At 45.4% G+C, this 22784-nt stretch carries 18 protein-coding genes; 1 reads left to right on the top strand and 17 read right to left on the bottom strand.

What is annotated here, in order from left to right; all coding sequences use genetic code 11:
- Positions 1-144: 144 nt before the first annotated feature.
- The 8 genes from pnpS to FC07_RS04230 form a co-directional block, all read right to left on the bottom strand.
- Complete coding sequence (pnpS, locus tag FC07_RS04265; protein ID WP_057903891.1) at positions 145-1839, bottom strand: two-component system histidine kinase PnpS; 1695 nt, start codon at positions 1837-1839, stop codon at positions 145-147.
- The gene (locus FC07_RS04260) at positions 1832-2536 is read right to left on the bottom strand and encodes a response regulator transcription factor (RefSeq protein ID WP_057903890.1); all 705 of its coding nucleotides are present in this window, start codon (positions 2534-2536) and stop codon (positions 1832-1834) included. The genes pnpS and FC07_RS04260 overlap by 8 nt, the downstream gene beginning before the upstream one ends.
- A 6-nt stretch (positions 2537-2542) precedes the next feature.
- Entirely contained in the window at positions 2543-3652 is a 1110-nt protein-coding gene (locus FC07_RS04255) for a PDZ domain-containing protein (RefSeq protein WP_057903889.1), read from the bottom strand.
- 131 nt (positions 3653-3783) lie between these two features.
- A protein-coding gene (gene prfB / locus FC07_RS04250) for a peptide chain release factor 2 (protein ID WP_235807453.1) occupies positions 3784-4900 on the bottom strand; the annotation gives its coding sequence in 2 pieces (ribosomal slippage) (positions 3784-4839 and positions 4841-4900; 1116 coding nt in all).
- 79 nt (positions 4901-4979) lie between these two features.
- Entirely contained in the window at positions 4980-7343 is a 2364-nt protein-coding gene (gene secA / locus FC07_RS04245) for a preprotein translocase subunit SecA (protein ID WP_057903887.1), read from the bottom strand.
- A gap of 170 nt (positions 7344-7513) precedes the next feature.
- Positions 7514-8065 carry a ribosome hibernation-promoting factor, HPF/YfiA family gene (gene hpf, locus FC07_RS04240; RefSeq protein WP_057903886.1) on the bottom strand — a complete coding sequence of 184 codons (552 nt, stop codon included), beginning with the start codon at positions 8063-8065 and terminating at the stop codon, positions 7514-7516.
- A 133-nt stretch (positions 8066-8198) separates the two neighbouring features.
- On the bottom strand, positions 8199-8882 hold the full coding sequence (locus FC07_RS04235) for a ComF family protein (protein WP_057903885.1): 684 nt from the start codon (positions 8880-8882) through the stop codon (positions 8199-8201).
- Positions 8879-10195, bottom strand: coding sequence for an ATP-dependent helicase ComFA (locus FC07_RS04230; RefSeq protein ID WP_235807452.1), 1317 nt, complete (start codon positions 10193-10195; stop codon positions 8879-8881). The genes FC07_RS04235 and FC07_RS04230 overlap by 4 nt, the downstream gene beginning before the upstream one ends.
- A gap of 78 nt (positions 10196-10273) precedes the next feature.
- On the opposite strand from FC07_RS04230, the gene FC07_RS04225 reads away from it, so the two are divergent.
- Positions 10274-10924, top strand: coding sequence for a YigZ family protein (locus FC07_RS04225; protein ID WP_057903883.1), 651 nt, complete (start codon positions 10274-10276; stop codon positions 10922-10924).
- Positions 10925-10973: 49 nt separating this feature from the next.
- Here the strand turns inward: FC07_RS04225 and rny are convergent, their stop codons facing one another.
- The 9 genes from rny to FC07_RS04180 form a co-directional block, all read right to left on the bottom strand.
- The gene (gene rny, locus FC07_RS04220; RefSeq protein ID WP_057903882.1) at positions 10974-12536 is read right to left on the bottom strand and encodes a ribonuclease Y; all 1563 of its coding nucleotides are present in this window, start codon (positions 12534-12536) and stop codon (positions 10974-10976) included.
- A 171-nt stretch (positions 12537-12707) separates the two neighbouring features.
- Positions 12708-13784 (bottom strand): recombinase RecA, encoded by a 1077-nt coding sequence (gene recA, locus FC07_RS04215; protein WP_057903881.1) that lies wholly within the window; start codon positions 13782-13784, stop codon positions 12708-12710.
- Between the two features lie 111 nt (positions 13785-13895).
- Entirely contained in the window at positions 13896-15146 is a 1251-nt protein-coding gene (locus FC07_RS04210; protein WP_057903880.1) for a competence/damage-inducible protein A, read from the bottom strand.
- Positions 15147-15254: 108 nt separating this feature from the next.
- Positions 15255-15842 carry a CDP-diacylglycerol--glycerol-3-phosphate 3-phosphatidyltransferase gene (pgsA, locus tag FC07_RS04205; RefSeq protein WP_057903879.1) on the bottom strand — a complete coding sequence of 196 codons (588 nt, stop codon included), beginning with the start codon at positions 15840-15842 and terminating at the stop codon, positions 15255-15257.
- Between the two features lie 25 nt (positions 15843-15867).
- A complete protein-coding gene (locus FC07_RS04200) occupies positions 15868-16830 on the bottom strand; it encodes a helix-turn-helix domain-containing protein (RefSeq protein ID WP_057903878.1) in 963 nt (320 codons plus the stop codon).
- 83 nt (positions 16831-16913) lie between these two features.
- Complete coding sequence (gene ymfI / locus FC07_RS04195; RefSeq protein ID WP_057903877.1) at positions 16914-17642, bottom strand: elongation factor P 5-aminopentanone reductase; 729 nt, start codon at positions 17640-17642, stop codon at positions 16914-16916.
- Positions 17639-18943, bottom strand: a complete 1305-nt coding sequence (gene yfmH / locus FC07_RS04190; RefSeq protein ID WP_057903876.1) for an EF-P 5-aminopentanol modification-associated protein YfmH — start codon at positions 18941-18943, stop codon at positions 17639-17641. The genes ymfI and yfmH overlap by 4 nt, the downstream gene beginning before the upstream one ends.
- A complete protein-coding gene (gene yfmF / locus FC07_RS04185; RefSeq protein ID WP_235807451.1) occupies positions 18943-20214 on the bottom strand; it encodes an EF-P 5-aminopentanol modification-associated protein YfmF in 1272 nt (423 codons plus the stop codon). The genes yfmH and yfmF overlap by 1 nt, the downstream gene beginning before the upstream one ends.
- Before the next feature lie 25 nt (positions 20215-20239).
- Positions 20240-22624: an FtsK/SpoIIIE family DNA translocase gene (locus tag FC07_RS04180; RefSeq protein WP_057903874.1), complete on the bottom strand. Its 2385-nt coding sequence runs from the start codon at positions 22622-22624 to the stop codon at positions 20240-20242.
- Positions 22625-22784 lie beyond the last annotated feature (160 nt).

The following is a 22784-nucleotide window of genomic DNA, read 5'->3' as shown; positions in this document are numbered from 1 at the left end:
TTGGTCCAAAATTGTGCGGTATGCCGATATTAAACCTCGTATGAATAATTCGGGACAGACATTGTTTGTAAAGATTGTGTAAATTTTAGATGACCGTTTCCAAATTTTTTTGAGCCATCAAAAAAGTCAGGTTTTCACCTGACTTTAAAGGGGTAAGGTCACTGTAAAAGTGGTCCCCACACCGTATTGACTCGTCACCGCAATCTTGCCTCCAAGCCGCTGGACATAAGCTTTGACGATTGCCAAGCCCAGTCCAGTCCCGCCTTGATGTCGGCTGCGCGCCTTATCCACCCGATAAAAGCGTTCAAAGATCCGCTGCTGTTCAACCGTTTTGATGCCGATTCCTGTATCCGCGACTTGTAACTGCCACGTACTGCCTTGCTGGGTTGTGGTGACTGTGACTTGACCACCTTCACGGTTGTAGACGATTGCATTGACCAACAAATTTTTCACAATTGGTTCCAATAACTCACGCTGCGTTTTAACGTGTAGGTTCGCCCATAAATGGTCCGTCCATTTTAATTGCTTGGCTGTGATTTGAGGTGTTAAGGGCTGTTTGACTTGCTGGATCAAGGTGGTCACGTCCAACTGTTGTGGCGCCTTAAATTGACGTTCACCGCGAGACAGCGCCAAAATATCCTGAATCAACGCCGCCAAACGTTTACTTTCTTGATCAATGATCTCCAAAAACTGCTGGCGTGTGGCCGGATCATCTTGCGCACCGGCTAACAGCGTTTCACTAAAGCCACTGATCGCCGTCACCGGCGTTTTCAACTCATGCGACACATTCCCCACAAAATCCAGCTGCATTTGCTGTAATTGATGAATTTCCGTCATATCATACAGCAATAAAGCTACGCGGTATGCCGTTGGCCCTGCTTCATTCGGCATCCACACCGCATTAGCATCCACCACCTGTTGCTGCTGTAAGGTCAACGTTTGATGCTGACTTTTTTTGCGCAAATAGGCCTGATGGATCAACTGGCCTAACTGCGGATCTTGTACATCTTGTAAATAGGCATGTGGCTGTGCTGGAATCGACTGCTGTAATAAATCACTGGCAACCTGATTATGTTGCAACACTTGTCCGTGGTCGTCGATCAATAACACCCCAACCGGCAAATGGCGCACAAACCGATTGAAGTTAGCTTCTGCAGCCTGTGCTTGCACCTCTAAACGCCGAAAGCGTTGATCCAATTGACTAATTCCTTGTGCCAACGGGTAGTAAGGATCATCTGGGGGTAATAACACTGCCGGTGTCGTTTGATCACGTCGAATCTGCGTCATTTGCTGCTGAATCCGTTGTAGTGAGCGCTGCGGGCGATAACACCACCACCAGATCACCCCTGTGAGACACCCGGCAACCAGTAACGCCCCAACAACAAGCCAAACGCCACGCTGCCAAAAAGGTTGCCAAATCGCTTGTTGCGGTTGTATCAGAATCAGCGTATCTCCATGTTGCACCCCGATATAACTTAAATAATCTTGGCGCTGAATTTGCAACACCGCTGCCCCTTGTTGATCTGCTTGCGCCTGGATCTGCAATACACCTGGTAAAATCTCACGATCCGTTTGGCGGGGCAAGTTAGCCTGCCGATACAACACATTGTTTTTACGATCCAAACGAATCACCTGAACGTGCTGCTGTTGTTGCCACTGCTGTAACTGCGTTCGGGTTAGCGCGTGGTGCTGCTGCGTCTGACGCAATAGCTGATACTTCGTTTGTAATAATTGACGTTGATCCTGCTGATCGCGCTGATTTGCAAATAACGTTAAGCCCAACACGATTCCCAATAGACTACACAAAAGTACCAAGTTCAAGCGGCGTAACTTAACCATTGTGCGGCGCCTCAAAACGATAACCGAACCCGCGCACCGTTTTTAAATAAACCGGCTGCTTGGGATCCGCTTCAATTTTTTCACGTAAATGACTGATTTGAATATCCACCATTCGCGTTTGGCCTGTAAAATCAAAGCCCCATACGCCATTTAAAAGTTGCTCCCGACTGAAAACCTGCCGGGGATGTTGGGCCAAAAATAACAAAATTTGATATTCACGCGGTGTGAGTTGAATCACCTTGCCAGCCTGGGTTACCTGATAAGTACTCGGGTCAATCGTTAAACTGCCAAACTGTAACGGTTGTGGTGTGGCGGCTGTCACAGGTGTTGCTGGTTGAAGCCGTCGTTCAATCGCCTTCATCCGCGCAATGATCTCCCGCGGACTAAAAGGCTTGGTAATATAGTCATCCGCTCCTAATTCCAACCCGATCACTTTATCAAATTCCTCATCTTTGGCGGTTAAAATTAAAATCGGTGTTTTAATTTTTTCCTGGCGTAAGCGCTTCGTCACCTCAAGACCGTCTAATCCAGGTAACATCAAATCCAACAAAATAAAATCAAACTTTCCGGTTAACCCGGCTGCCAAAGCGGCTGGCCCATCCGTCACACTGGTTACTGCATACTGTGCTTGTTCTAAATTGTAAGTTAATAATGTTACAATAGCTGGTTCATCATCGACAACTAAAACAGATTGCATGATTACTTATGCCCCTTCCACACGTGCTGGTAACATGACAATACCTAATTCATGAGGTGAATCCTCAAAAATAGCCGTTTCCGTCATTTTTATTTCGCCGGATAGCGTTTGAACCCGTAAATGACAATAAGTCGCGTCTAACATTCGTGCTGCATAAAAGCTGTCCTCATCCTGAATAGCCTGTTGATTACAATTTAAGATAATATCACCTGGTACTAGATTCATTTTAGCCGCAGGTGTCTCCGGCCGAATGCCTAACACCATAACCCCTTCAAAAGGTTCGGTATATTGCAACTGACCGTGACGTCCCTTTAAAAATTGCCACACGGTTTGCCCCGCTGTGCCAACAAGTGCTAGCACCAATACAACTTTAAACGGCACCACGAAACTGAGCAAACCCAGGCCCATCAAAACAATGCCTAAGCCTAATTGCTGACGCCATTGGCCCTGGATTGCTGCTGGGATGCTTTGTCGCCGCACCATCAATAAAAAGCCCAAAATCAACGGCAAACACATGGGCACCAACTGACGTGACCCAATATGGAAAACTGGCCACGCCCATGCTTGGCCGGTTATTGGCACCCACACGACTAATGGAACCAATAACAGTTGCTTCAAGCGAAACGTGACGACACGTCGCCCGCGATTACTCCAAGTGATCAGCGGTGTCATGCTGTTAGCTGCATAATAGCGACTACCAAAACCATTGGCAATGGCTAAGCCACCTAATAAAATCAAGCCAAAGCTTTGGCTAAATGCTGACAACTGATTCCCGGTTAAAAACACACCGCCAGCAAGGGCCAATAAAATCGGCAACCAAGGTTGAACCAACCAGCGCGTTAATAATAAGGCGACACAGCCTAATAACTGGTAAAAAAAGACCACTGTTGCAGGCAACACCAAACCTAAGCGCCAACTTAATAAGGATAAAATCACCCCTAATAACAAGCCCCAACCCCAAAAACGCCTTAATTCTCGCCAATCTGGATCAATTGCACTGTGAAAAAGCCGCCGTTCGCTTTGGATCCGCCGCGCACTGCCTAAATAACTTAATAGACCCGCCAACCAAAATAATGGTTGCCGCATCAAATTCAACACGATCGTCACAAGCCCCATGATACACCTCGTTCATTTAAATTAATTTCAGTATAACATTGTGTGAAATCAAAGTGAAAGGTCCTTAAAACCGCCCCAATCAAAAAGACAACCAAATGCGCGCTTACCGCACTTGATTGTCTGGTTAGGCCTTAATCTGGATTAGCTTGTTTGAGCTGTAACTGCAAATAAGCATTGATAAATGGATCAAGATCGCCATCGAGTACGGCTTGACCATTGCCAGTTTCATACCCTGTACGGTGATCTTTCACCATGGTATACGGTTGGAAAACGTAGGACCGAATTTGGGAGCCCCAACTAATATCGGCTTGTTCACCTTGAATCTCTGCTTTTTGCTTGGCTTTTTCATCTAATTCACGCTGATAAAGTTTCGCTTTTAACATTTTCATCGCCATTTGCCGGTTTAACAATTGTGACCGCTCTGCTTGACTAGCCGTTACGATCCCAGTTGGCAAATGGGTGATCCGCACCGCAGAAGACGTTTTGTTAACATGCTGACCACCGGCACCACTGGCACGATAAACATCAATGCGTAAATCCTCACTATTGATTTCAACATTGACCGTTTCATCTAATTCAGGCATCACATCAACCGATGCAAAAGTCGTGTGGCGGCGATTATTAGAATCAAAGGGTGACAACCGTACTAAGCGGTGGACCCCTTTTTCTGACCGCAAGTTACCATAAGCGTTGGGGCCTTTGATCAACAAGGTCACACTTTTAATGCCCACATCTTCACCAGCCTGATAGTCAATGGTCTCAACACCAAACTGATGTTGCTCCGCCCAGCGCATGTACATCCGGAGCAACATATCGCCCCAGTCCTGAGACTCCGTTCCACCAGCACCGGGATGAATTTCCACAATGGCGTTACTATGATCATAAGGACCATTTAACAACAAACTCAGTTCATAACGCTGTAACTGTTGCTGTAGTTTTTGCAAAGATGTTTCAAACTCACTGGCCATTTGCGGATCATATTCTTCCGTTAACAATTCCAATGAGACTTGCAAGTCCTCTGATAACGTTACTAATGCTTGAAAATCATCGACTTTACTTTTTAACTGATTATTGGCATCGATCAACTGCTGTGCTGCCACTTGATCATGCCAAAAATCAGGCTCGGCCATCTTAGCCTCATTTTCCCCAATACTTTCGTTTAAGGCATCAAGGTCAAAGCGACCCCCTAAATTGATTTAATTTTTCGATACTCTCATTGAGTATTTTTTTACCTTCGCTTAATTCCATGGCTTACCTCTCGCTTTCTTAACCGCTGCTTTTTAAACAGCAAAAAGAAGTGGCCTGCTTGCAGCCACTTCTTAAGGTGCTAACGTTGCATATTCTGACGAATTTCTGCCTTCATAAACAAACGTGTCACATCATATTCAATATCTGCAATCATTTCTTCAAACATTCGGAAACCTTCAGATTGGTATTCAACCAATGGGTTTAACTGACCGTAGCCACGTAACCCAATGGATTGCCGTAATTGGTCCATGGTATCAATATGATCGGTCCAATGAGAATCGACAACACGTAAAATAACGACCTTTTCAAATTCCAACATTTGTGCTGGATCATAAAGTTGTTTTTCTTTTTGTTCATAAATATCATTGGCAAATTTCATCAATAAGTCAATCAATTCTTCTGGTGAACGGCCGTCTAATTCCGTCCGCTTCAACTTACTTTCGGGCACCATTGCGTTGATTGCAAAGTCATAAATGGCCTGTACATTCCATTCCTTGGTATCCCCCTGGGTATGGGTATGCACGATCCGTTTGATTGTTCGTTCGATCATTGGCATTAATACTGGCCGTAAGGATGAATCCGCATTGATCACCTGCATCCGTTCAGCGTAAATGACTTCACGCTGTTCACGCATCACATCATCATACTGTAACGTGTTTTTCCGAGTGTCATAGTTATTTCCTTCAACCCGTTTCTGAGCAGACTCAACTTGGCGGGTAATCATTCGGCTTTGGATCACAGCATCATCATCGGCCACCTTCATCCGTTCCAATAATGCTTTAATCCGATCAGAACCGAAACGCCGCATTAAGGTATCTTCAAGCGACAGATAAAATTGGGTTTCACCAGGATCCCCTTGCCGACCTGAACGTCCACGTAACTGATTATCGATCCGCCGTGATTCATGCCGTTCAGTCCCTAATACGCATAATCCACCGACTTCTTTCACGCCAGGGCCTAATTTAATATCCGTCCCACGACCTGCCATGTTCGTGGCAATGGTGACAGCACCACGTTGACCGGCGTTCATAATGATCTCGGCTTCTTTAAAATGGTTCTTGGCGTTTAATACCGCGTGCGGAATGTGTTCCTGATCCAGCAGGCTTGATAATAATTCAGACGTTTCAACAGCGACTGTCCCAATTAACAAAGGCTGGCCTTTTTTATGGCGTTGCTTAATGTCCGCTACAACTGCTCTGAACTTGCTTTGTAACGTTGGGTACAACAGATCTGGTTGATCGATCCGGGCAATTGGCCGGTTGGTTGGAATCGTAATGACTTCCATATTGTAAATTTCACGGAATTCTTCTTGTTCCGTTTTAGCCGTCCCAGTCATCCCAGATAACTTTTTGTACATCCGGAAAAAGTTCTGATAGGTAATGTTAGCCATCGTCTTGGTTTCATCTTGGATCTCAACGCCTTCTTTGGCCTCGATTGCCTGATGCAAACCGTCAGAATAACGCCGACCTTCCATCACACGACCGGTAAAGGAATCAACAATCAAGACTTCATCATCTTGGACCACATAATCAATATCCTTTAACATGATGTAGTTCGCCCGTAACGCTGAATCCAAATAATGGTTCAATGCCATATTATCGGCATCATACAAGTTGTCCAAGCCAAAATACTTTTCAGCTTTTCGAATACCTTGTTCCGTCAAACTAGCCGTTTTGGTTTGTAGATCGATCTTATAATCGTCTTCTTCTTTTAACGTTTTCGCAAAACGGTCTGTCCGCACGTACATGGCGGTAGACTTTTCAGCTTGACCGGAAATAATCAATGGTGTCCGTGATTCATCAATTAAAATAGAATCCACTTCATCGACAATGGCAAAGTTCAATGGGCGTTGCACCATTTGTTCTTTGTAAACCACCATGTTATCCCGTAAATAATCAAACCCAAGTTCACTGTTGGTTGAATACGTAATATCAGCTTGGTAAGCCGCCCGTTTTTCTTCAGGACTCAACGCATTCAAATTCAACCCCACAGAAAGGCCTAACCAGTTGTATAATTCGCCCATTTCATGTGCATCACGACTGGACAAATATTCATTGACGGTTACAACGTGGACGCCTTCGCCAGCCAATGCATTTAAATAAACTGGCATGGTCGCCGTTAACGTTTTCCCCTCACCAGTTTTCATTTCGGCGATGTTACCTTCATGTAAGGTGATCCCACCAATGATCTGGACTCTAAATGGATACAAGCCTAAAACCCGTTTGGCCCCTTCTCGGGCAACGGCAAAGGCCTCTGGCAAAATATCATCTAATGTTTTACCTTGTTTTAATTGTTCTTTTAATTTTGGTGTGTAAGCTTTTAACTCATCATCAGAAAGGGCAGCCATGTGTTCCGCATTGGCCTCTACCTTGTCGGCAATTTTGCCCATGCGTTTGACTTCACGTTTGTCACTTTCCACCCAACGACGTAAAATGTTTGGCATTCTTTAATCCCTTCTTGTCAAATACGACAATTCGATTAGGGTAAAATACCCTAAAATACTCTTACCAGTTTAGCATGAATGACGCTTATTGAAAACTGGTTAACGCAATTTGCGCGACAAAAAAGCTAGTATGCTGCCATACTAGCCTCCTGTCGCTGCAAATCAGTTGCTTATTCTGCTGTTTCGATCAAGCCATAACGACCATCACGACGCTTATAAACAATGCTGATGCCATTTGTTTCTGCATCTTCAAAAATAAAGAAATTATGTCCCAACATATCCATCTGTAAAATAGCTTCTTCGCTATCCATTGGTTTTAATGAGACCCGCTTTGTCCGAACAACATCTAACTTAACGTCCGTATTCTGATCTGCTGGTTCAGCTGGTGCAACTGCAAGATCATCTTTAAAGCCCTTTTCACGGGACTTACGGTTAATTTTCGTTTTATATTTCCGAATTTGCCGTTCTAATTTGTCAGTGACCAGGTCAACGCTTGCGTACAAATCTGGTGAAGTTTCTTCTGCGCGTAAAGTTAAGTAAGGCAATGGAATGGTGACTTCAACCTTCGCTGTCTTATCGGAATAAACCTTCAAATTGACATGGGCGGTTGAATCATTCGCACTTGGGAAATATTTGTTTAATTTGTCCAAGCGTTTTTCAACATAATCGCGAATGGCACCTGTTACCTCGATGTTTTCTCCACGAACACTATATTTAAGCATAAAACTTCTCCCCTTTCACTTGCAAGTTTGCGCTGGGCAAACAAGCTCAAAGCATTTAGGCTTCGATGCTTTGCTTATATTAAGTATAATAGAAAGCGCTGTGATTGACAATGTTTAACCACTAATTCTCAACTTATCTTGCCAAAGTAAATGTTTGAATTTGTGCATCAGGCCATGCTGCCTGTAAACAAGCCTGCGCATGGCGTAAAGTACGCCCTGTGGTATAAACATCATCTACAATAATTATAGGCCTTGCTAAAGGCTTTGTCAGGTAAGATGCTTGCATTGAAAAAGGTTGTGCCGTTTGTAACCGCAACTTGCGCTTTTGTTGGGATTGCTTCGGTCCTGCCTGTTTTTGCAAACAAGGTACCCAGTCACCACAACCTGCAAACAAGCCCTGCACGGCATCAAAGCCGCGCTGTTGATAGCGTTGTGGATCAGGTGGCACCGGCACCAAGATTGCCTTCGAATGCCGAAAATAGCGTTTTAAAGTTGGCTGAAATAATTGACGGAGCCGATAATCGCCTTGGGTTTTATAACGTTGAAAAAAAGTTGACATACTGGTGGTATATTGAAACAAGGCATGGTTGGGCACACACGGTTCTGTTGTGTGCTGCCAGCGCTGGCAATCCCGACACAATCTCGGTTGTGTTTGGGCACGTCCACAACCTGGACAGGCTGTCCGCTGATCGATCCGCTTAAAAATCTGCTGACAATTCGCACACAGTAATGGCGGTATTAACTGATGCCAGCTTAGCAATTCCGCCAATTGTAACGTCGGTGTAAAGGGCTGATGGCACCAGAGACATTGTTTCATTGGCAGGCCCGATTCATCTGTCGTATTTGGCGACAAGCAGCTTTGATCGACCGATTATACCCTTGGACCATAAAATCAACTTGACCTTCTGGATAGGCTGCTTTACGCCCTGTACGCCCTGCCATTTGGACCAGCGCTGCTGTGGTAAAAACAGGATCATCTGCGCCTAATACAATGACATCAATATTGGCAAAGGTCACCCCGCGTTCTAAAATCGTAGTGGTGATCAACGCTTGATAACGTTGCTGGCGCATGGCTAAAATTTTTGCTTCACGCTGTGGATCTGCCGCATGCACCGTTTCAAATCGAAGGTGTGGAGCAAGCTGCTTCAAACAAGCTGCAAGTGGTGCCAATAAGGCAATCCGTGGGACAAATAATAAAAAGGCCTGTTGCCGTTGTATTTTTTGCTGTAACAACTGTTTTAAACGCCAGGTTAGCCGCTGCCGTACCAATTGACGTTGCCAACCTGGCGTGACCCACACACGCGGTTGTGCCAACGGGTGGCCGTGATAACGACGCGGTAAATAACTTAACTGTAGTTGACCAACTTGGACTTGATGCTTAAGGGCGGCGCTAGGGGTTGCCGTTAAATACAGGCGTCGCCCCGTTGGTTTTAACGCTTGCTGCGTTGCAACCTGTAGCACAGCATTACGCGCATACGGAAAGGCATCCACCTCGTCGATCACCAACACATCAAACGCATGGTAAAAGCGCAACAGTTGATGGGTCGTACATAACACAAACTGCGTGTAGCGGTAGGCCTCGGTTTGCCCACCATACAATAATAGGATCGGGGTCTTTTGAAACGCGGCTTGTAAGCGCGGCATTAGTTCCAAACACACATCGATGCGTGGTGCCGCAATCGCCACTCGCCAGCCTTGTGTTAAAGCCCACGCTAGCCCTTCAAAGAGCATCTCTGTTTTACCGGCCCCGGTAACTGCCCACACTAAACGTTGCTGTTGGTGCTGAAAACCGGTTAAAATTGCCTGACTGACCTGCTGTTGCTGTGGGGTTAGTTGCCCCGACCAAGTCAGTAACGGCGGTCTCACTTGAAACTGATTAGGCTCTGGTAAACTAATCAGTTCCCCACGGGAGTCGATCCGGCCTAACTGTAAACAGGCTGGACAATAAAATTGCCCGTCACACAATGCCACATCCCGCTGTTGCGAAATCGTATGACAGCGGTGGCACTGTACCGTTTTACCTGACGTCACCACCGTCATTGCTGGGCGCCGCTGTAGTTGACAAGCCGCCAATTCAGGCGGTATGGTTAGAACAAATTGTTGCCGGCCAAATAAGTCACTTTTTTGCATTTGCTTCAACCTCATTTCATGATGACTTATCAATAACATCCGCAACATCACGAAAATGTTACGAAAAGAAGGAATCACATGCAAACACACTACATTGCACTGGCCCAAAACGGCACGCACGAATTGATCATTAAAAAATCTCGCTTTATTTGTTACTTACAACGGCTTCAAACTGAAGCCGAAGCTGTTGCGGTCATCGACCAGATCAAAAAGTCAGAGCGCAAGGCAAATCATCATTGCCACGCTTACTTACTCGGCGACGATGATGCGATCCAACACGCCAGTGATGATGGCGAGCCGAGTGGGACGGCTGGTGTACCGATGTTAGATGTTTTAAAACGGCAACACCTTCACAATACAATTGCTGTTACCACGCGCTATTTTGGTGGTATTAAATTAGGCGCTGGCGGCTTGATTCGTGCCTATACCAACAGTGTTGCACAAGGCATCACTGCACTAGGACTGGTACAAGGCGAATTACGTCAAGAATTGACGATCAGCCTAGACTACGCCCAACAAGGTCGGTTTGAATACTTTCTACAGCAGCAAAACTTAACGATCGTCACCACCGATTACGGTGTTAAGATCAACCTCACCATTTTGGTCCCTGAAGCCGATCTGACAGCCACCCAACAAAAAATTATTGATTTTTTAGCCGGCCAAACTCAACTTAAACCTGGTCAACAACGCTACTTAGAAACGCCTTATACCCCAGGCACGTCAGATTAAGCGCGCCACACAAAAAAGCCAACGCAATTGCGTTGACTTTTTTGCTCACTTATTTCGCATATTCCACCGTACGTGTTTCACGAATAACGGTGACTTTAATGTGACCTGGATAATCTAATTCATTTTCAATTCGTTTGCGAATATCTCGAGTTAAAACAACAGCATCAAGATCACTGATCTCATCCGGCTTGACCATAACGCGTACTTCGCGGCCTGCTTGGATGGCATAGCTATTCTTGACCCCAGAGAAGCTGTTGGTGATTGCTTCAAGTTTTTCCAAACGATGAATATAATTTTCCAAAGATTCTGAACGAGCGCCTGGCCGGGCAGCGGAAATTGCATCCCCTGCAGCGACCAAAACGGCAATAATTGAAGTTGGTTCAACATCGCCATGATGTGACGCAATTGTGTTAACAACAACTTCATTTTCATGATACTTTCGGGCAATCTCCACGCCAATTTCAACGTGAGACCCCTCTACTTCATGATCTAAAGCTTTCCCAATATCGTGTAATAATCCCGCGCGTTTCGCTAAGGTAACATCCTCGCCTAGTTCAGCAGCTAAAGCGCCAACTAGTTTTGCAACTTCAATCGAATGATTTAAGACATTTTGACCATAACTCGTTCGGAAATGTAACCGACCGATAATCTTGATCAGATCAGGATGCATACTGTGGATTCCCACATCAAAAATCGCTTGTTCACCAATTTGGCGAATGCGCTCATCCATTTCTTTACGCGATTTCTCGACCATTTCTTCAATGCGAGCCGGATGGATCCGACCGTCTTGAATCAATTTTTCCAAAGCCATTCGTGCAATTTCACGCCGCACTGGATCAAAACCGCTTAAAATAACGGCTTCTGGTGTATCATCAATGATTAGATCAATGCCAGTTAAGGTTTCCAATGTCCGAATATTACGGCCTTCACGACCAATAATTCGACCTTTCATATCATCATTTGGCAAATTAACCACTGAAACAGTTGTCTCGGAAACCGCATCTGCTGCACTACGCTGAATTGCATAGGCAATCAAGCTTTTGGCTTTGCGATCAGCAGATTCTTTCGCACTTTCTTCGCTTTCCTTGATCATCACTGCCCGTTCTTCGGCTAATTCGTCTTTTGTTTGTGATATGATCATTGCTTTGGCATCATCTTGTGACAAGGCCGCAATGCGTTCTAATTCAGTTTGTTGCTTTTCAATTAACGAGGATACTTCTTTTTGCTTCTCATCAATGAGTTGTTGTCTCGAGCTGATTTTGTTCTCTTTATTCTCAAGTGAACGTTCTTTTTTATCAAGCGTATCATCCTTGCGGTCAAGTGTTTCTTCCCGTTGAATTAAACGATTTTCTTGCTTGCTTACTTCAGCTCGGCGTTCTTTTAACTCATTTTCGATCTCAGTTCGATAACGATGATTTTCGTCCTTTGCTTCTAAAAGGGCTTCTTTTTTCTGGGTTTCAGCTTCCTTTTTAGCACCAGCAATGATGCCATCAGCAGTATCGCGTGCAGCAATCAGCGTTTTTTCGTGCATTTGCTTGCGTACCGCATATCCTAAGATCAATCCGACAACTAACATGATGACTACGAGGATTACCGTGATAAATAGATTCATATCTTCACCTCCGCATCATCAAAAAACGATTAAAGGTAACCGTATTTAAAATTTAAGATGTTCATTATAATGATTATTTACACATCCCTTATTTTATAGTTGCACACTAGGCCTGTCAACTTACAAAAGCTTCATTCCAAACAAATAGCCCCCAAAATGGAGGCTATTCGGCTAAATATCTAATTTAGTTGGATCTTTTTCTTGATCGGCCTTTTTTTCAGTCGTTGCACTTGCGGCTGCTTCGGCTTCCGCATCCGGTTCAGCGATGCCGTAGGCCACGCGTACCTTTTGCTTGATCTCAGCCATAATGTCCGCATGCTCTGCTAAGTACTTCTTCGCGTTTTCACGCCCTTGACCAATGCGCTCATCACCGTAAGAATACCAAGAACCACTTTTATCAACAATATCTTTTTCAACGGCCATATCGACTAACTCACCGGTTTGTGAGATGCCTTCACCGTACATAATGTCGACTTGTGCCACTTTAAAAGGTGGTGCCACTTTATTCTTAACCACTTTGATCTTAACGCGGTTCCCAATAATATCGGTCCCAGTTTTGATCTGTTCAGCGCGACGAACCTCTAAACGAATCGTCGCGTAAAATTTCAGTGCACGACCACCGGGTGTGGTTTCAGGGTTCCCGAACATAATCCCAACTTTTTCACGGATCTGATTAATAAAGATCGCAATGGTCTTGGTTTTATTAATCGTTCCAGACAGCTTCCGTAAAGCTTGTGACATTAACCGTGCTTGTAACCCAACGTGGGCATCGCCCATTTCGCCTTCAATTTCAGCACGTGGTACTAAAGCCGCAACTGAGTCCACAACCACCAGATCAATGGCCCCACTGGAAACCAACGCATCCGCAATTTCTAAGCCTTGTTCCCCTGTATCAGGTTGTGACAAAAGCAAATCATCAATGTTAACCCCTAATGCTTCCGCATATTTAGGATCCATGGCATTTTCAGCGTCAATATAAGCCACTGTGCCACCTTGCTTCTGAACTTCAGCCGCAGCATGTAAAGCCACCGTGGTTTTACCAGAACTTTCTGGACCGTAAACTTCGACGATCCGACCACGAGGATAACCGCCAACGCCTAACGCTTCATCCAGGGCTAATGAGCCAGTTGAAATCGTTGAGATTTGCGTATCCGCCTTTTCGCCTAACCGCATAATAGAACCTTTCCCAAAGTTCTTTTCAATCTTCTTTAATGCTAAATCTAATGCCGCTTTACGTTCGTCAGCCACAAACATGACCTCCTCAGTTTTGATGTAATATTTGAATTGACTTGTTTCACTTCATGCCTAATCATACCGAACCAAACTGGAAAAAGCAAGCAAAAAGTGAACAAACGTTCGCTATTTTTTAGAAACTTTTAACTGGTGATACAATAAATCTAAGCCCATTAAAACAGCCTGTTCCCTGACGGATGCCCGATCACCAGAAAAGTGATAACACTTGGCAAATGGCGTTTGATTGGGTAACGCGACCCCGATGTAAACCGTACCGGCTGGCTGGCCTTCCAGTTCATTGGGACCTGCCACGCCAGTGAAACCCATGCCAATATCTGCATTTAAAAGGTGCTTTGAATGACTGGCCATGGCAATGGCTGTCTCAGCACTCACCACCCCGTGTGCCTCTAAATCGGCCGTTGGAATGTTCAGCAAGTGGGCCTTTTCTGCCAATGAATACGTGACAAATCCGCCATTAAACACTGTCGAGGCACCAGACACATCCGCTAGCGTACTTTGAAACATCCCAGCTGTCAAACTTTCTGCTGCTGTAATGGTGAGGTGCTGTTGCTTTAATTGCGCCACAACCACTTGAACTAAGCTATTGTCTTCCCCTTCGCCGTAGTAATAGTCCCCGACTAAGGCTAAGATTTGTGCGGTGGTCGCCGCTAATAATTGCGCCGCTGTCGCCGTTGTCGTTGCAGTTGCCGTTAACCGTAGTGTGACTTCATGGGGCTTGGCATACGGCGCAATGGTAGGGTTCGTTTGTTGCGCGATCAACTCTGATAACGTTGTGACTAACTGAGATTCCCCGATTCCATGGAACCGTAAGACCCGTGATACCAACACATGCGCTGCTTGACAATAAGCCTGTAACACAGGCCGCGCAGCCTTTTTGAACATTGCAATCAATTCATGCGGTGGTCCAGGTAACAACAAATACGCCTGATTTGCGGTTTGGTAAAAAGCACCAACAGCCATCCCCGCCGGGTTTTCAAGCGGCGTTGCATGGGCTGGCAACATGGCCTGAACGCGATTATTGGCCGTCATTTGACGCTGACGCTGTTGATAAAATGCCTCGATCTGGGCCATTGCCGGTTGATCAATCACTAACGGCTCGTTTAAATACTGTGCTACTGTTTGCTTGGTTAAATCATCCTTGGTTGGTCCTAGGCCCCCTGTTAAAATGATCAGGTCACTACGTGTGGTGGCCTGTTGCAACGCTTCGGTGAGGCGTGCTTGATTATCCCCAACGACAGACTGATGGTACACATCAATCCCTAATTGCGCTAATTCCCGCGCCACATAAGGCGTGGTGGTGTTGGTGATCTCTCCTAATAATAACTCTGTCCCGACTGCAATAATTTCTGCTTTCACGACTGGTCATCCCCCTTATTGATAACTTACGTTAACTTGTCGTCGCGCTGGTTAAAGAATCTAAAAAAGATGATTCGATATCGTCATATCAAATCATCTTTCAACGTTTTATTCAAATGAATCCGCAAAAATATGCCGACTTTCGATAAAATACTGTGCGCCTGAGTAAATCGTGAAGAACAGGCAAATATAAAGCAAGGTGGTCCCCATTGGAAAATGCAAATTATTAAAGAACACGTTGTTCAAAAATAATAAGATAATCGCCAACATTTGTGTGGTGGTCTTGATTTTACCTGGCATTTGCGCGGCTAAAACAATGTGTTCATTACTTTCGGCCAGCAACAACCGTAAGCCGGTAATTGCCAACTCGCGGCAAACAATAATCGCAATGACCCATGCTGGGGCCTTGCCCATTTCAACTAAAATAATAAAGGCGGTCATCACTAACATTTTATCAGCCAGTGGGTCTGCAAACTTCCCAAAGTTTGTGACCAAATGACGCCCGCGGGCAATTTTACCATCGACTAAATCGGTAATTGAAGCGACCGCAAAAATAATCGTACCAAATAACTGTGTGAGTGGAATGGCTGTTCCTGCCACACTAACGCTCCCCCAATTCCAAGGAATTAAAACGATGATCATAAATAACGGGATCAAAAAGATCCGGATCACAGTCAATCGATTGGGTAAATTCATAACAAAGCCTACCTTCTTTTTTTACTTATTGTGTAACGGTTTGACTTGAGCCAGTGCTACCACTGGTGGTCGTCGTGCTGGCACTGCTACTACTTGCGCTACTTGCTGCTGCAGTACCAGATAAATTAACCGTGATCTTCTTGACAATACCCCCAACATTATTCGGATCAAAATTGAACTTCTTGTCGTTTAATTTGACGACTAAGTTCGAAGCATTCCCTGTTTGAATCACAAAAGACGTACTCCCACTTGGAATCTTAACCGTTTGTTTGGTATCACTTAAAGTACCTTGCCAAACAGTTGAGCTCCCTGCTGTTACAGAAGTCCAAGCTTGTTTACTACTGGATGCATGTAACACCAGCGTGTTCGTTGCTGGTGCATTGGCATACGTAAACGTTGCCGCTGTGGTCGTATCCGTTGTCATGGTTAATTTAACAGTATCGCTGCTCTTTTTCGACGTTTGACTTGACGCACTTGCAGAGGATGCCTGAGAACTGCTGGCCTTTTTCTTCTTGCTAGTTGCGTCATTTGAAACAGAAACGGAACTACTTTGATCAATCACTTGTTTTTGGGCGTGTTGGCGATTGCCATGTGCAAAAACAGCAATCACGATCACAATGATCACCACAACGGCCCCAATAATAATCGTTGGTAAATAATGGCTAATTTGGGCCAAAGTTGGATTGTCAATGTGCTTGGCTTGACGACTGGTCGGTTCTTCTGCTTCAGGCGTCACCACTTCTTGCGGCTGGACTTGTGGAATCGTATCGTTAAACTCACTTAACAATTCGTCACTATCCAACCCCACTGTATCCGCGTATTGTTTAACAAATGCGCGGACATAGAAATCTCCCGGTAACTTATCAAAATGTCCCTCTTCAATTGCGATCAAATATCGTTTTTGAATTTTAGTAATCTGCTGAAGATCATCTAGGGTGTAGCCCTTTTCAACCCTCGCATCACGTAGTTTTTGTCCTATTTCACTCATCGTGTTTTCACCTACAGCCTTTTCAGAAAAATTCATTTTTTAGTATAGCATACAACAATCCGCGGTAACATTAAGTTTTCCTTTTATTTTAGCCAACCACCGCTCACGTAAAGGGTTTGTCCCGTTAAATAATCTGCTTCTGGTGCCAGTAATGATTGCACCCAATAGGCGATTTCATTCGGCTGTGCCATGCGGCCAAGTGGGATCTCCGCTTTAAGCTGTACTTGATCAGCATTCGAAAACATATGATTCATTTGCGTATCCACGGCCCCTGGCGCCACAACGTTGACTGTAATACCTAAGGAAGCGACTTCGCGTGCATAAGCGTTGGCAAATGCTGATTGGGCTCCTTTAACCGTGCTATAAGCCACTTCCATAGGACTGCCGCTGCCCCCATAGATCGAGCCAATGAAGACAATGCGGCCTAATGCACTGCGGCTTAACTTGCTGTTTAATTGCTGACACAGTAGCATGGGTGTTTTCACATGCAGCTGCCATAACGTTTCAATTTGCTGCGAACTGGTATCTTGTAACAATTGATAGGTCGTGATGCCCTCCGCAAACACCACTGCGTCAACTTGAAATAACTGCTGCAAGAGCGGCGGTACCGCAGTCTCATCCGTTAAATCGGCCTGCAATTTAAAGAAATCCTGTTTGGGATAGGCCGTTTGTAATTCGGTTTGCAAGGTGGCCACCCGAGCTTGCTGCTTAAAATAATGTAAGTACAAGGACCAGCCTTGCGCTGCTAAGCGGTGACAAATCGCCTGGCCAATATCACCTGACGCCCCTAAGATCAACGCTGAATATCTCACCTTGCTGCCACCTTTGGGTTGATTTGGAACACACTCATGGCTTCTAAACGAATGAAGCGTTGCGCCACTTGTTGCAGATCCGTTACCTGAATCTGCGCCATAATCTCTGGCAAATCGAACAGGCTTGCAGTTCCAAAATCATCCCCTGCATACTGGTTAGCAATGTATTCTAAGCTGTTAAAGGACTGCCAAAACTTGCCCAGCATTTCCCGCTTAACCAGTGCCAAGCGCGCTTCGGTTAAACCAGCACCTGTTGTCGCTTGCTGTAAGACTGCCTGAATCGCCTGAACAAATTGATCCGGCTTCTGGGTATCCACACTTAGCCCCGCAAAGTGGAAGGACCGCTCTAGATCCACTTCATAACCAAAGGTGTCATCTAGAATGCCTTGATCATACAGCTTTAAATAAGCTGCTGAGGAATCATTAAACAAGACTTCGAATAATAAGTTTAAACTGGTGCGATAAACTAAGCCTGCACGCCCTGTTGGCACTTTGTCCAACCCTTTGATACCCAGCATCACTTTCGGCCGTTGAACTGCCATTTCAATGGTTCGATGTGCCACAATATCAGAGCCATCTGCCGCTTCTTGCGGCAGTTGACGCTGAGGTGGCGTCGGCGTTGGAAAATCCTTTTGCGCCTGATTAGCCGTGATCCAGGCCAACGTTGCGTCAGGATCAATGTGCCCCACCACAAATAAATTCATATTTTGCGGTTGATAAAAGGTCCGATACGCTAAGTATAAATCGGCAACCGTGATTTGTGCAATCGAAGCCACTGTCCCTGCAATATCGATTCGAACCGGATGCTGCGCATACATATTTTGGATCAAGCCGAAAAATAAGCGCCAGTTTGGATCATCATCGTACATTTGAATCTCCTGACCAATAATGCCTTTTTCTTTGTTAACACTGGCTTCTGTAAAATAAGGGTCCTGTACAAAGTCTAATAACGTCTCTAAATTTTCACGGATCCGGCTGGTTGCGGAAAAGAGATAACTGGTCCGCGTAAAACTGGTAAACGCATTGGCATTAGCACCTAATTTACCAAACACTTCAAAAATGTCACCGGCTTTTTTTTCAAACAATTTGTGCTCTAGAAAATGGGCGATACCATCAGGTAACGTCACCATTTCAGATTGCCCAATGGGTTGAAACGTGCGATCGATCGAACCGTAATTCGTTGTGAAAACGGCATAGGTTTTATGATAATCCGGTTTTGGGAGTAAGTTCACCTGTAAGCCATTGGCCAACGTCGTGCGATAAAGTGTTTCGCCCAATTTTGGATAATTATGTTGTTCCATTAAGCATTGCCCTCCTCACTGGTTAAGAAATAAATGGCCTGTAGTTTCAAGTGCGCCGCTTGCGTTGCAATTTGGGCAGGCGTAACCGCTTGAATTTGCTGGGTCAAGTCGTCTAAGGCCAACGTGCGTGTTGGTAATAGCCGTTGCATCAAGGCTTGATTCATTAAATAACCCATGCTATCCAAGCCGGTCACAAAATCATTGATCAACGTGGCCTTGATTTTAGCCAAACGTTCTAATTCAAAATTCTGTTGTTGCAAGGCGGTTAACTGTGCTTGAATAATGTCCAATACCGCTTGATAATTTTTTGGTTCGATGCCCGTTTGCACCAATAGCGTGCCTCTAAACGTATCCAAGCGACTGCTGGCGTAATAGGCCAGACTCGCCTTTTCCCGTACATTGGCAAACAATAACGACAGCGCAGAACCACCAAATAACGCGTTTGTCACCATCATCGGCACAAAGTCCGCATCATGATAGGTGACTGGCTGTTGGTAAGCTAAATTTAATTTACCTTGTACCACAGCTTGTTTTTCTTGTTTCACTTTAGGCGTTGCCCACAGTGATTGCTGGTAAAACGGACTAACCGTCGTTGTGGCCCGGTCTGTAAATGGAAAGTTTTGGAGTGTTTGTGCGATAACCGTTGGGTCAACTTGGCCTAACATCACGATTTCCACCTGGTCAGTGGCCATCATCTGTTGATAATAGTCCCAAAGCTGTTTTGCCGTTAACGGTGCTAGATCAGCCGCATTGCCAAAACTAGGCTGTGCTTGTGCTGGATCCGCTGCAAAATATAATTGTTGTAACGCCAAACTGGCATAGGCTTGTTTATTATCCGCAATATCCGCAAAATAAGCCGCCAAATTTTGTTTTTCGCGCTGAAAGGTTGTTTCATCAAATCCGGCTTCAGTTGCATTCGGTCGAAAAAGGACCTGCTTCAAAAAGGCTAAACCTGCCTTTAAAACAGCATCATCTGCAGGTAAATACCGATCATTGACCAAGGTCAAGCTGACGCTAAAACAATGCAGTTGCCCGCGACGACTCACACTGGCGCCAAAGCTAGCCCCATACAATTGAGACAGTTTTGCTGCTAAGGCGGTTTGCGTCGGATAGTCCTTTGTATTGGTTTCTAATAGACTGGCTAGCAGGGAGCGTTTCGTCACCGTTTCCTGCTGTAATGGTGCTAAAAAGTTCACCACGATCCGCGTGGTTTTAAACTGGTTCGATGGCTGTACTGTTAAGTGCACCCCTTGTTTAAGTTCTTGTTCCAAAAACAGAACCCCTTTCACATTATCGCTATGATTCAGTTGAATCTGCTTCATCTGTTGGTTCTTGTAAATAGACCTTCCGCGGCTTGCTGCCTTCCGATGGCCCGACAATTCCCCGTTGCTCCATTTCGTCGATCATTCGTGCCGCTCGGTTATACCCAATGCGGAACCGACGCTGGAGCATTGACACACTTGCCGTCTGCATTTTTGCCACCAATTGAACCGCATCTGGGAAAAGTTCATCATCTGGTTGCTCCAAGTCATCGCTAGCCTCATTGTCGTCTGGAATCATCCGTTCATCATATTCAGCCGTTTGTTGTTGCTTGATGAAGTTTACCACAGCTTCAACATCTTTGGCTGCAATAAAGGCCCCTTGGACCCGGGTTGGTTTGTTTTGATCAATCGGCAAGTAAAGCATATCACCACGACCTAATAACTTTTCAGCCCCGGTACTATCGATAATCGTTCGAGAATCCACACCTGACGAGACTGCAAATGCCATCCGGCTTGGAACGTTAGCCTTGATCAGCCCAGTGATAACGTCGACAGATGGCCGTTGGGTGGCTAGAATCATATGGATCCCGGCAGCCCGGCCCATTTGCGCTAATCGCACAATGGCATCTTCCACTTCATTTGACGCCACCATCATTAAATCTGCCAATTCATCGACAATGGCCACAATATAAGGCATAGTCGGTTGCGGTTGGTCGGCCGTTTGGTTAGCCTGTTGCAATCCTTGATTGTATTCCGTGATATTCCGCTTACCAAACTGCGCAAATAATTCGTAGCGTCGTTCCATTTCAGCCACAACCTTATGTAACGCTTGCGCAGCCTTTTTAGCATCCGTTACCACAGGAATCATCAAATGCGGTACCCCGTTATACACAGACAATTCCACCTTTTTAGGATCGATCATCATCAGCTTGACTTCATGCGGTTTCGCTGTCATTAAAATCCCGGTAATAATGTCGTTGATCATCACGGATTTCCCACTCCCAGTCGAACCGGCAATCAATAAATGCGGCATTTTGGTTAAATCAACCATAATGACCTTACCAGAAATGTCCCGGCCCACTGGAACATCTAATAATTTCCCTGGATGGGGTGGCTGCGCTTCAATAATATCGCGGAATGACACCGTCGAGATCTGCTGATTCGGAACTTCGATCCCAATCAATGATTTTCCTGGAATCGGCGCTTCGATCCGCACATCCTTAGCCGCCAAAGCCAAGGCAAGATCATCCGTTAAACTAACAATTTTACTTACTTTAACGCCAATGGCGGGCTTGATCTCATACTTGGTTACCGCTGGCCCTAAATTCACGTTTTTAACGTCAACATCAATGCCAAAACTATCAAAGGTTTGCTTCAACTTCACACTATTTTGTTTGATCAGTTGATATTCAGCACTTTGGTCTGTTGGTGGGATTTCCTGTAAGAGATCCGATTGAGGCAATACGTAGTCCTCATCCACCGTTGTATCGGTCATCAATGGTGTTTCAGCTGCAGGTGATGCTGCAGGTGATTGCGTCAGCTCAGCGGCTGATACCTGCGCTTGTTGCTGCTGTGGCTGGGCCACGTTGATCGTCGGCTCTGCGGCCGACTTTGGTTGTGGCTGAGCTGGTGCTGGCGGCACCGGTGCTTCCGATACCGGTTTTGCTACAGGGGCTGGTGCTTCTGATTCAGCAGCCTGTGCTGCACGGCGTTCACGCAATTGTGCCCCAACTTTTGAGCCAACTTGTTGCCCTTGTTGTTGCAATTGCGTGCCGCCAAGATGGATCAAGTGCCCGACTTTTTGCACCAGCCAACGGCCACCGCGACCAAAATAACGTAACACATCCAACCATTTGGTTAAGGGCACCCCTAGAAAAATCGTCAACCCGATCAAAATACCTAAGCCACTTAACAAATAGGTGCCAACCGGTGAAATCAGAAAATAACTGACCTGATACAAAGCAGCGCCGATCATCCCACCGCCAAGATTGGTTGTCACACTGCCCTTTTGAAAATCAGCCAGTAGAAAATGCCAAATCACAGTTACGAAATGATTGTGTAAGGCCAATCGTCGAAATAAAATGGCATTCAGCAATAACAATAAACTGATATAGGCAATGCCACCGCCAAGCCACCATTCACGTGGCACCTGCGGACCGCGACCACGTAATAATAAATACACCCCGTAGATCCCGAGTAAAATCGCTAAAAAGTGGTACGTATCCCCACCTGCAAAGCGAAAACAATTTGCAAATAAATTACCAATAAAGCCCCATTTAAAAAAGGCCAGCACACTAATCAAGCCAAAGAAGAAGCCTAACCCATTTGGTGTATAGGCCCCTTTTTTCGCTGTCGGTTTACGTTTGCGGGTCGTCCCACGTTTTGTGGTTTTACGACCTGACTTCCTCTGTGTGGCCATGAAGACACCTACTTTCTCAACACATTCCCTTTTATTATAACAAATTTCGAACCAGTCTTTTAGCGAACAAAGGCTTAAAAATAGCTTGACCGACATGCGCTAAAGCAAAAAAACAGTCTAACATTGGTGGTGAATCGTAATTTGACGGAATTATGATTCA

This window comes from Loigolactobacillus bifermentans DSM 20003 (genome assembly GCF_001434575.1).
Classification (GTDB): Bacteria; Bacillota; Bacilli; order Lactobacillales; family Lactobacillaceae; genus Loigolactobacillus; species Loigolactobacillus bifermentans.
Note: the sequence above shows the minus strand (reverse complement) of the source record. Positions and strands in the feature narration are given on the sequence as shown.

Coding starts and splice junctions, on each gene's coding strand:
- pnpS (WP_057903891.1), bottom strand. CDS start 1,839: ATGGTTAAGTTACGCCGCTTGAACTTGGTACTTTTGTGTAGTCTATTG.
- FC07_RS04260 (WP_057903890.1), bottom strand. CDS start 2,536: ATGCAATCTGTTTTAGTTGTCGATGATGAACCAGCTATTGTAACATTA.
- FC07_RS04255 (WP_057903889.1), bottom strand. CDS start 3,652: ATGGGGCTTGTGACGATCGTGTTGAATTTGATGCGGCAACCATTATTT.
- secA (WP_057903887.1), bottom strand. CDS start 7,343: ATGCCAAACATTTTACGTCGTTGGGTGGAAAGTGACAAACGTGAAGTC.
- hpf (WP_057903886.1), bottom strand. CDS start 8,065: ATGCTTAAATATAGTGTTCGTGGAGAAAACATCGAGGTAACAGGTGCC.
- FC07_RS04235 (WP_057903885.1), bottom strand. CDS start 8,882: ATGAAACAATGTCTCTGGTGCCATCAGCCCTTTACACCGACGTTACAA.
- FC07_RS04230 (WP_235807452.1), bottom strand. CDS start 10,195: ATGCAAAAAAGTGACTTATTTGGCCGGCAACAATTTGTTCTAACCATA.
- FC07_RS04225 (WP_057903883.1), top strand. CDS start 10,274: ATGCAAACACACTACATTGCACTGGCCCAAAACGGCACGCACGAATTG.
- rny (WP_057903882.1), bottom strand. CDS start 12,536: ATGAATCTATTTATCACGGTAATCCTCGTAGTCATCATGTTAGTTGTC.
- pgsA (WP_057903879.1), bottom strand. CDS start 15,842: ATGAATTTACCCAATCGATTGACTGTGATCCGGATCTTTTTGATCCCG.
- FC07_RS04200 (WP_057903878.1), bottom strand. CDS start 16,830: ATGAGTGAAATAGGACAAAAACTACGTGATGCGAGGGTTGAAAAGGGC.
- yfmH (WP_057903876.1), bottom strand. CDS start 18,943: ATGGAACAACATAATTATCCAAAATTGGGCGAAACACTTTATCGCACG.
- FC07_RS04180 (WP_057903874.1), bottom strand. CDS start 22,624: ATGGCCACACAGAGGAAGTCAGGTCGTAAAACCACAAAACGTGGGACG.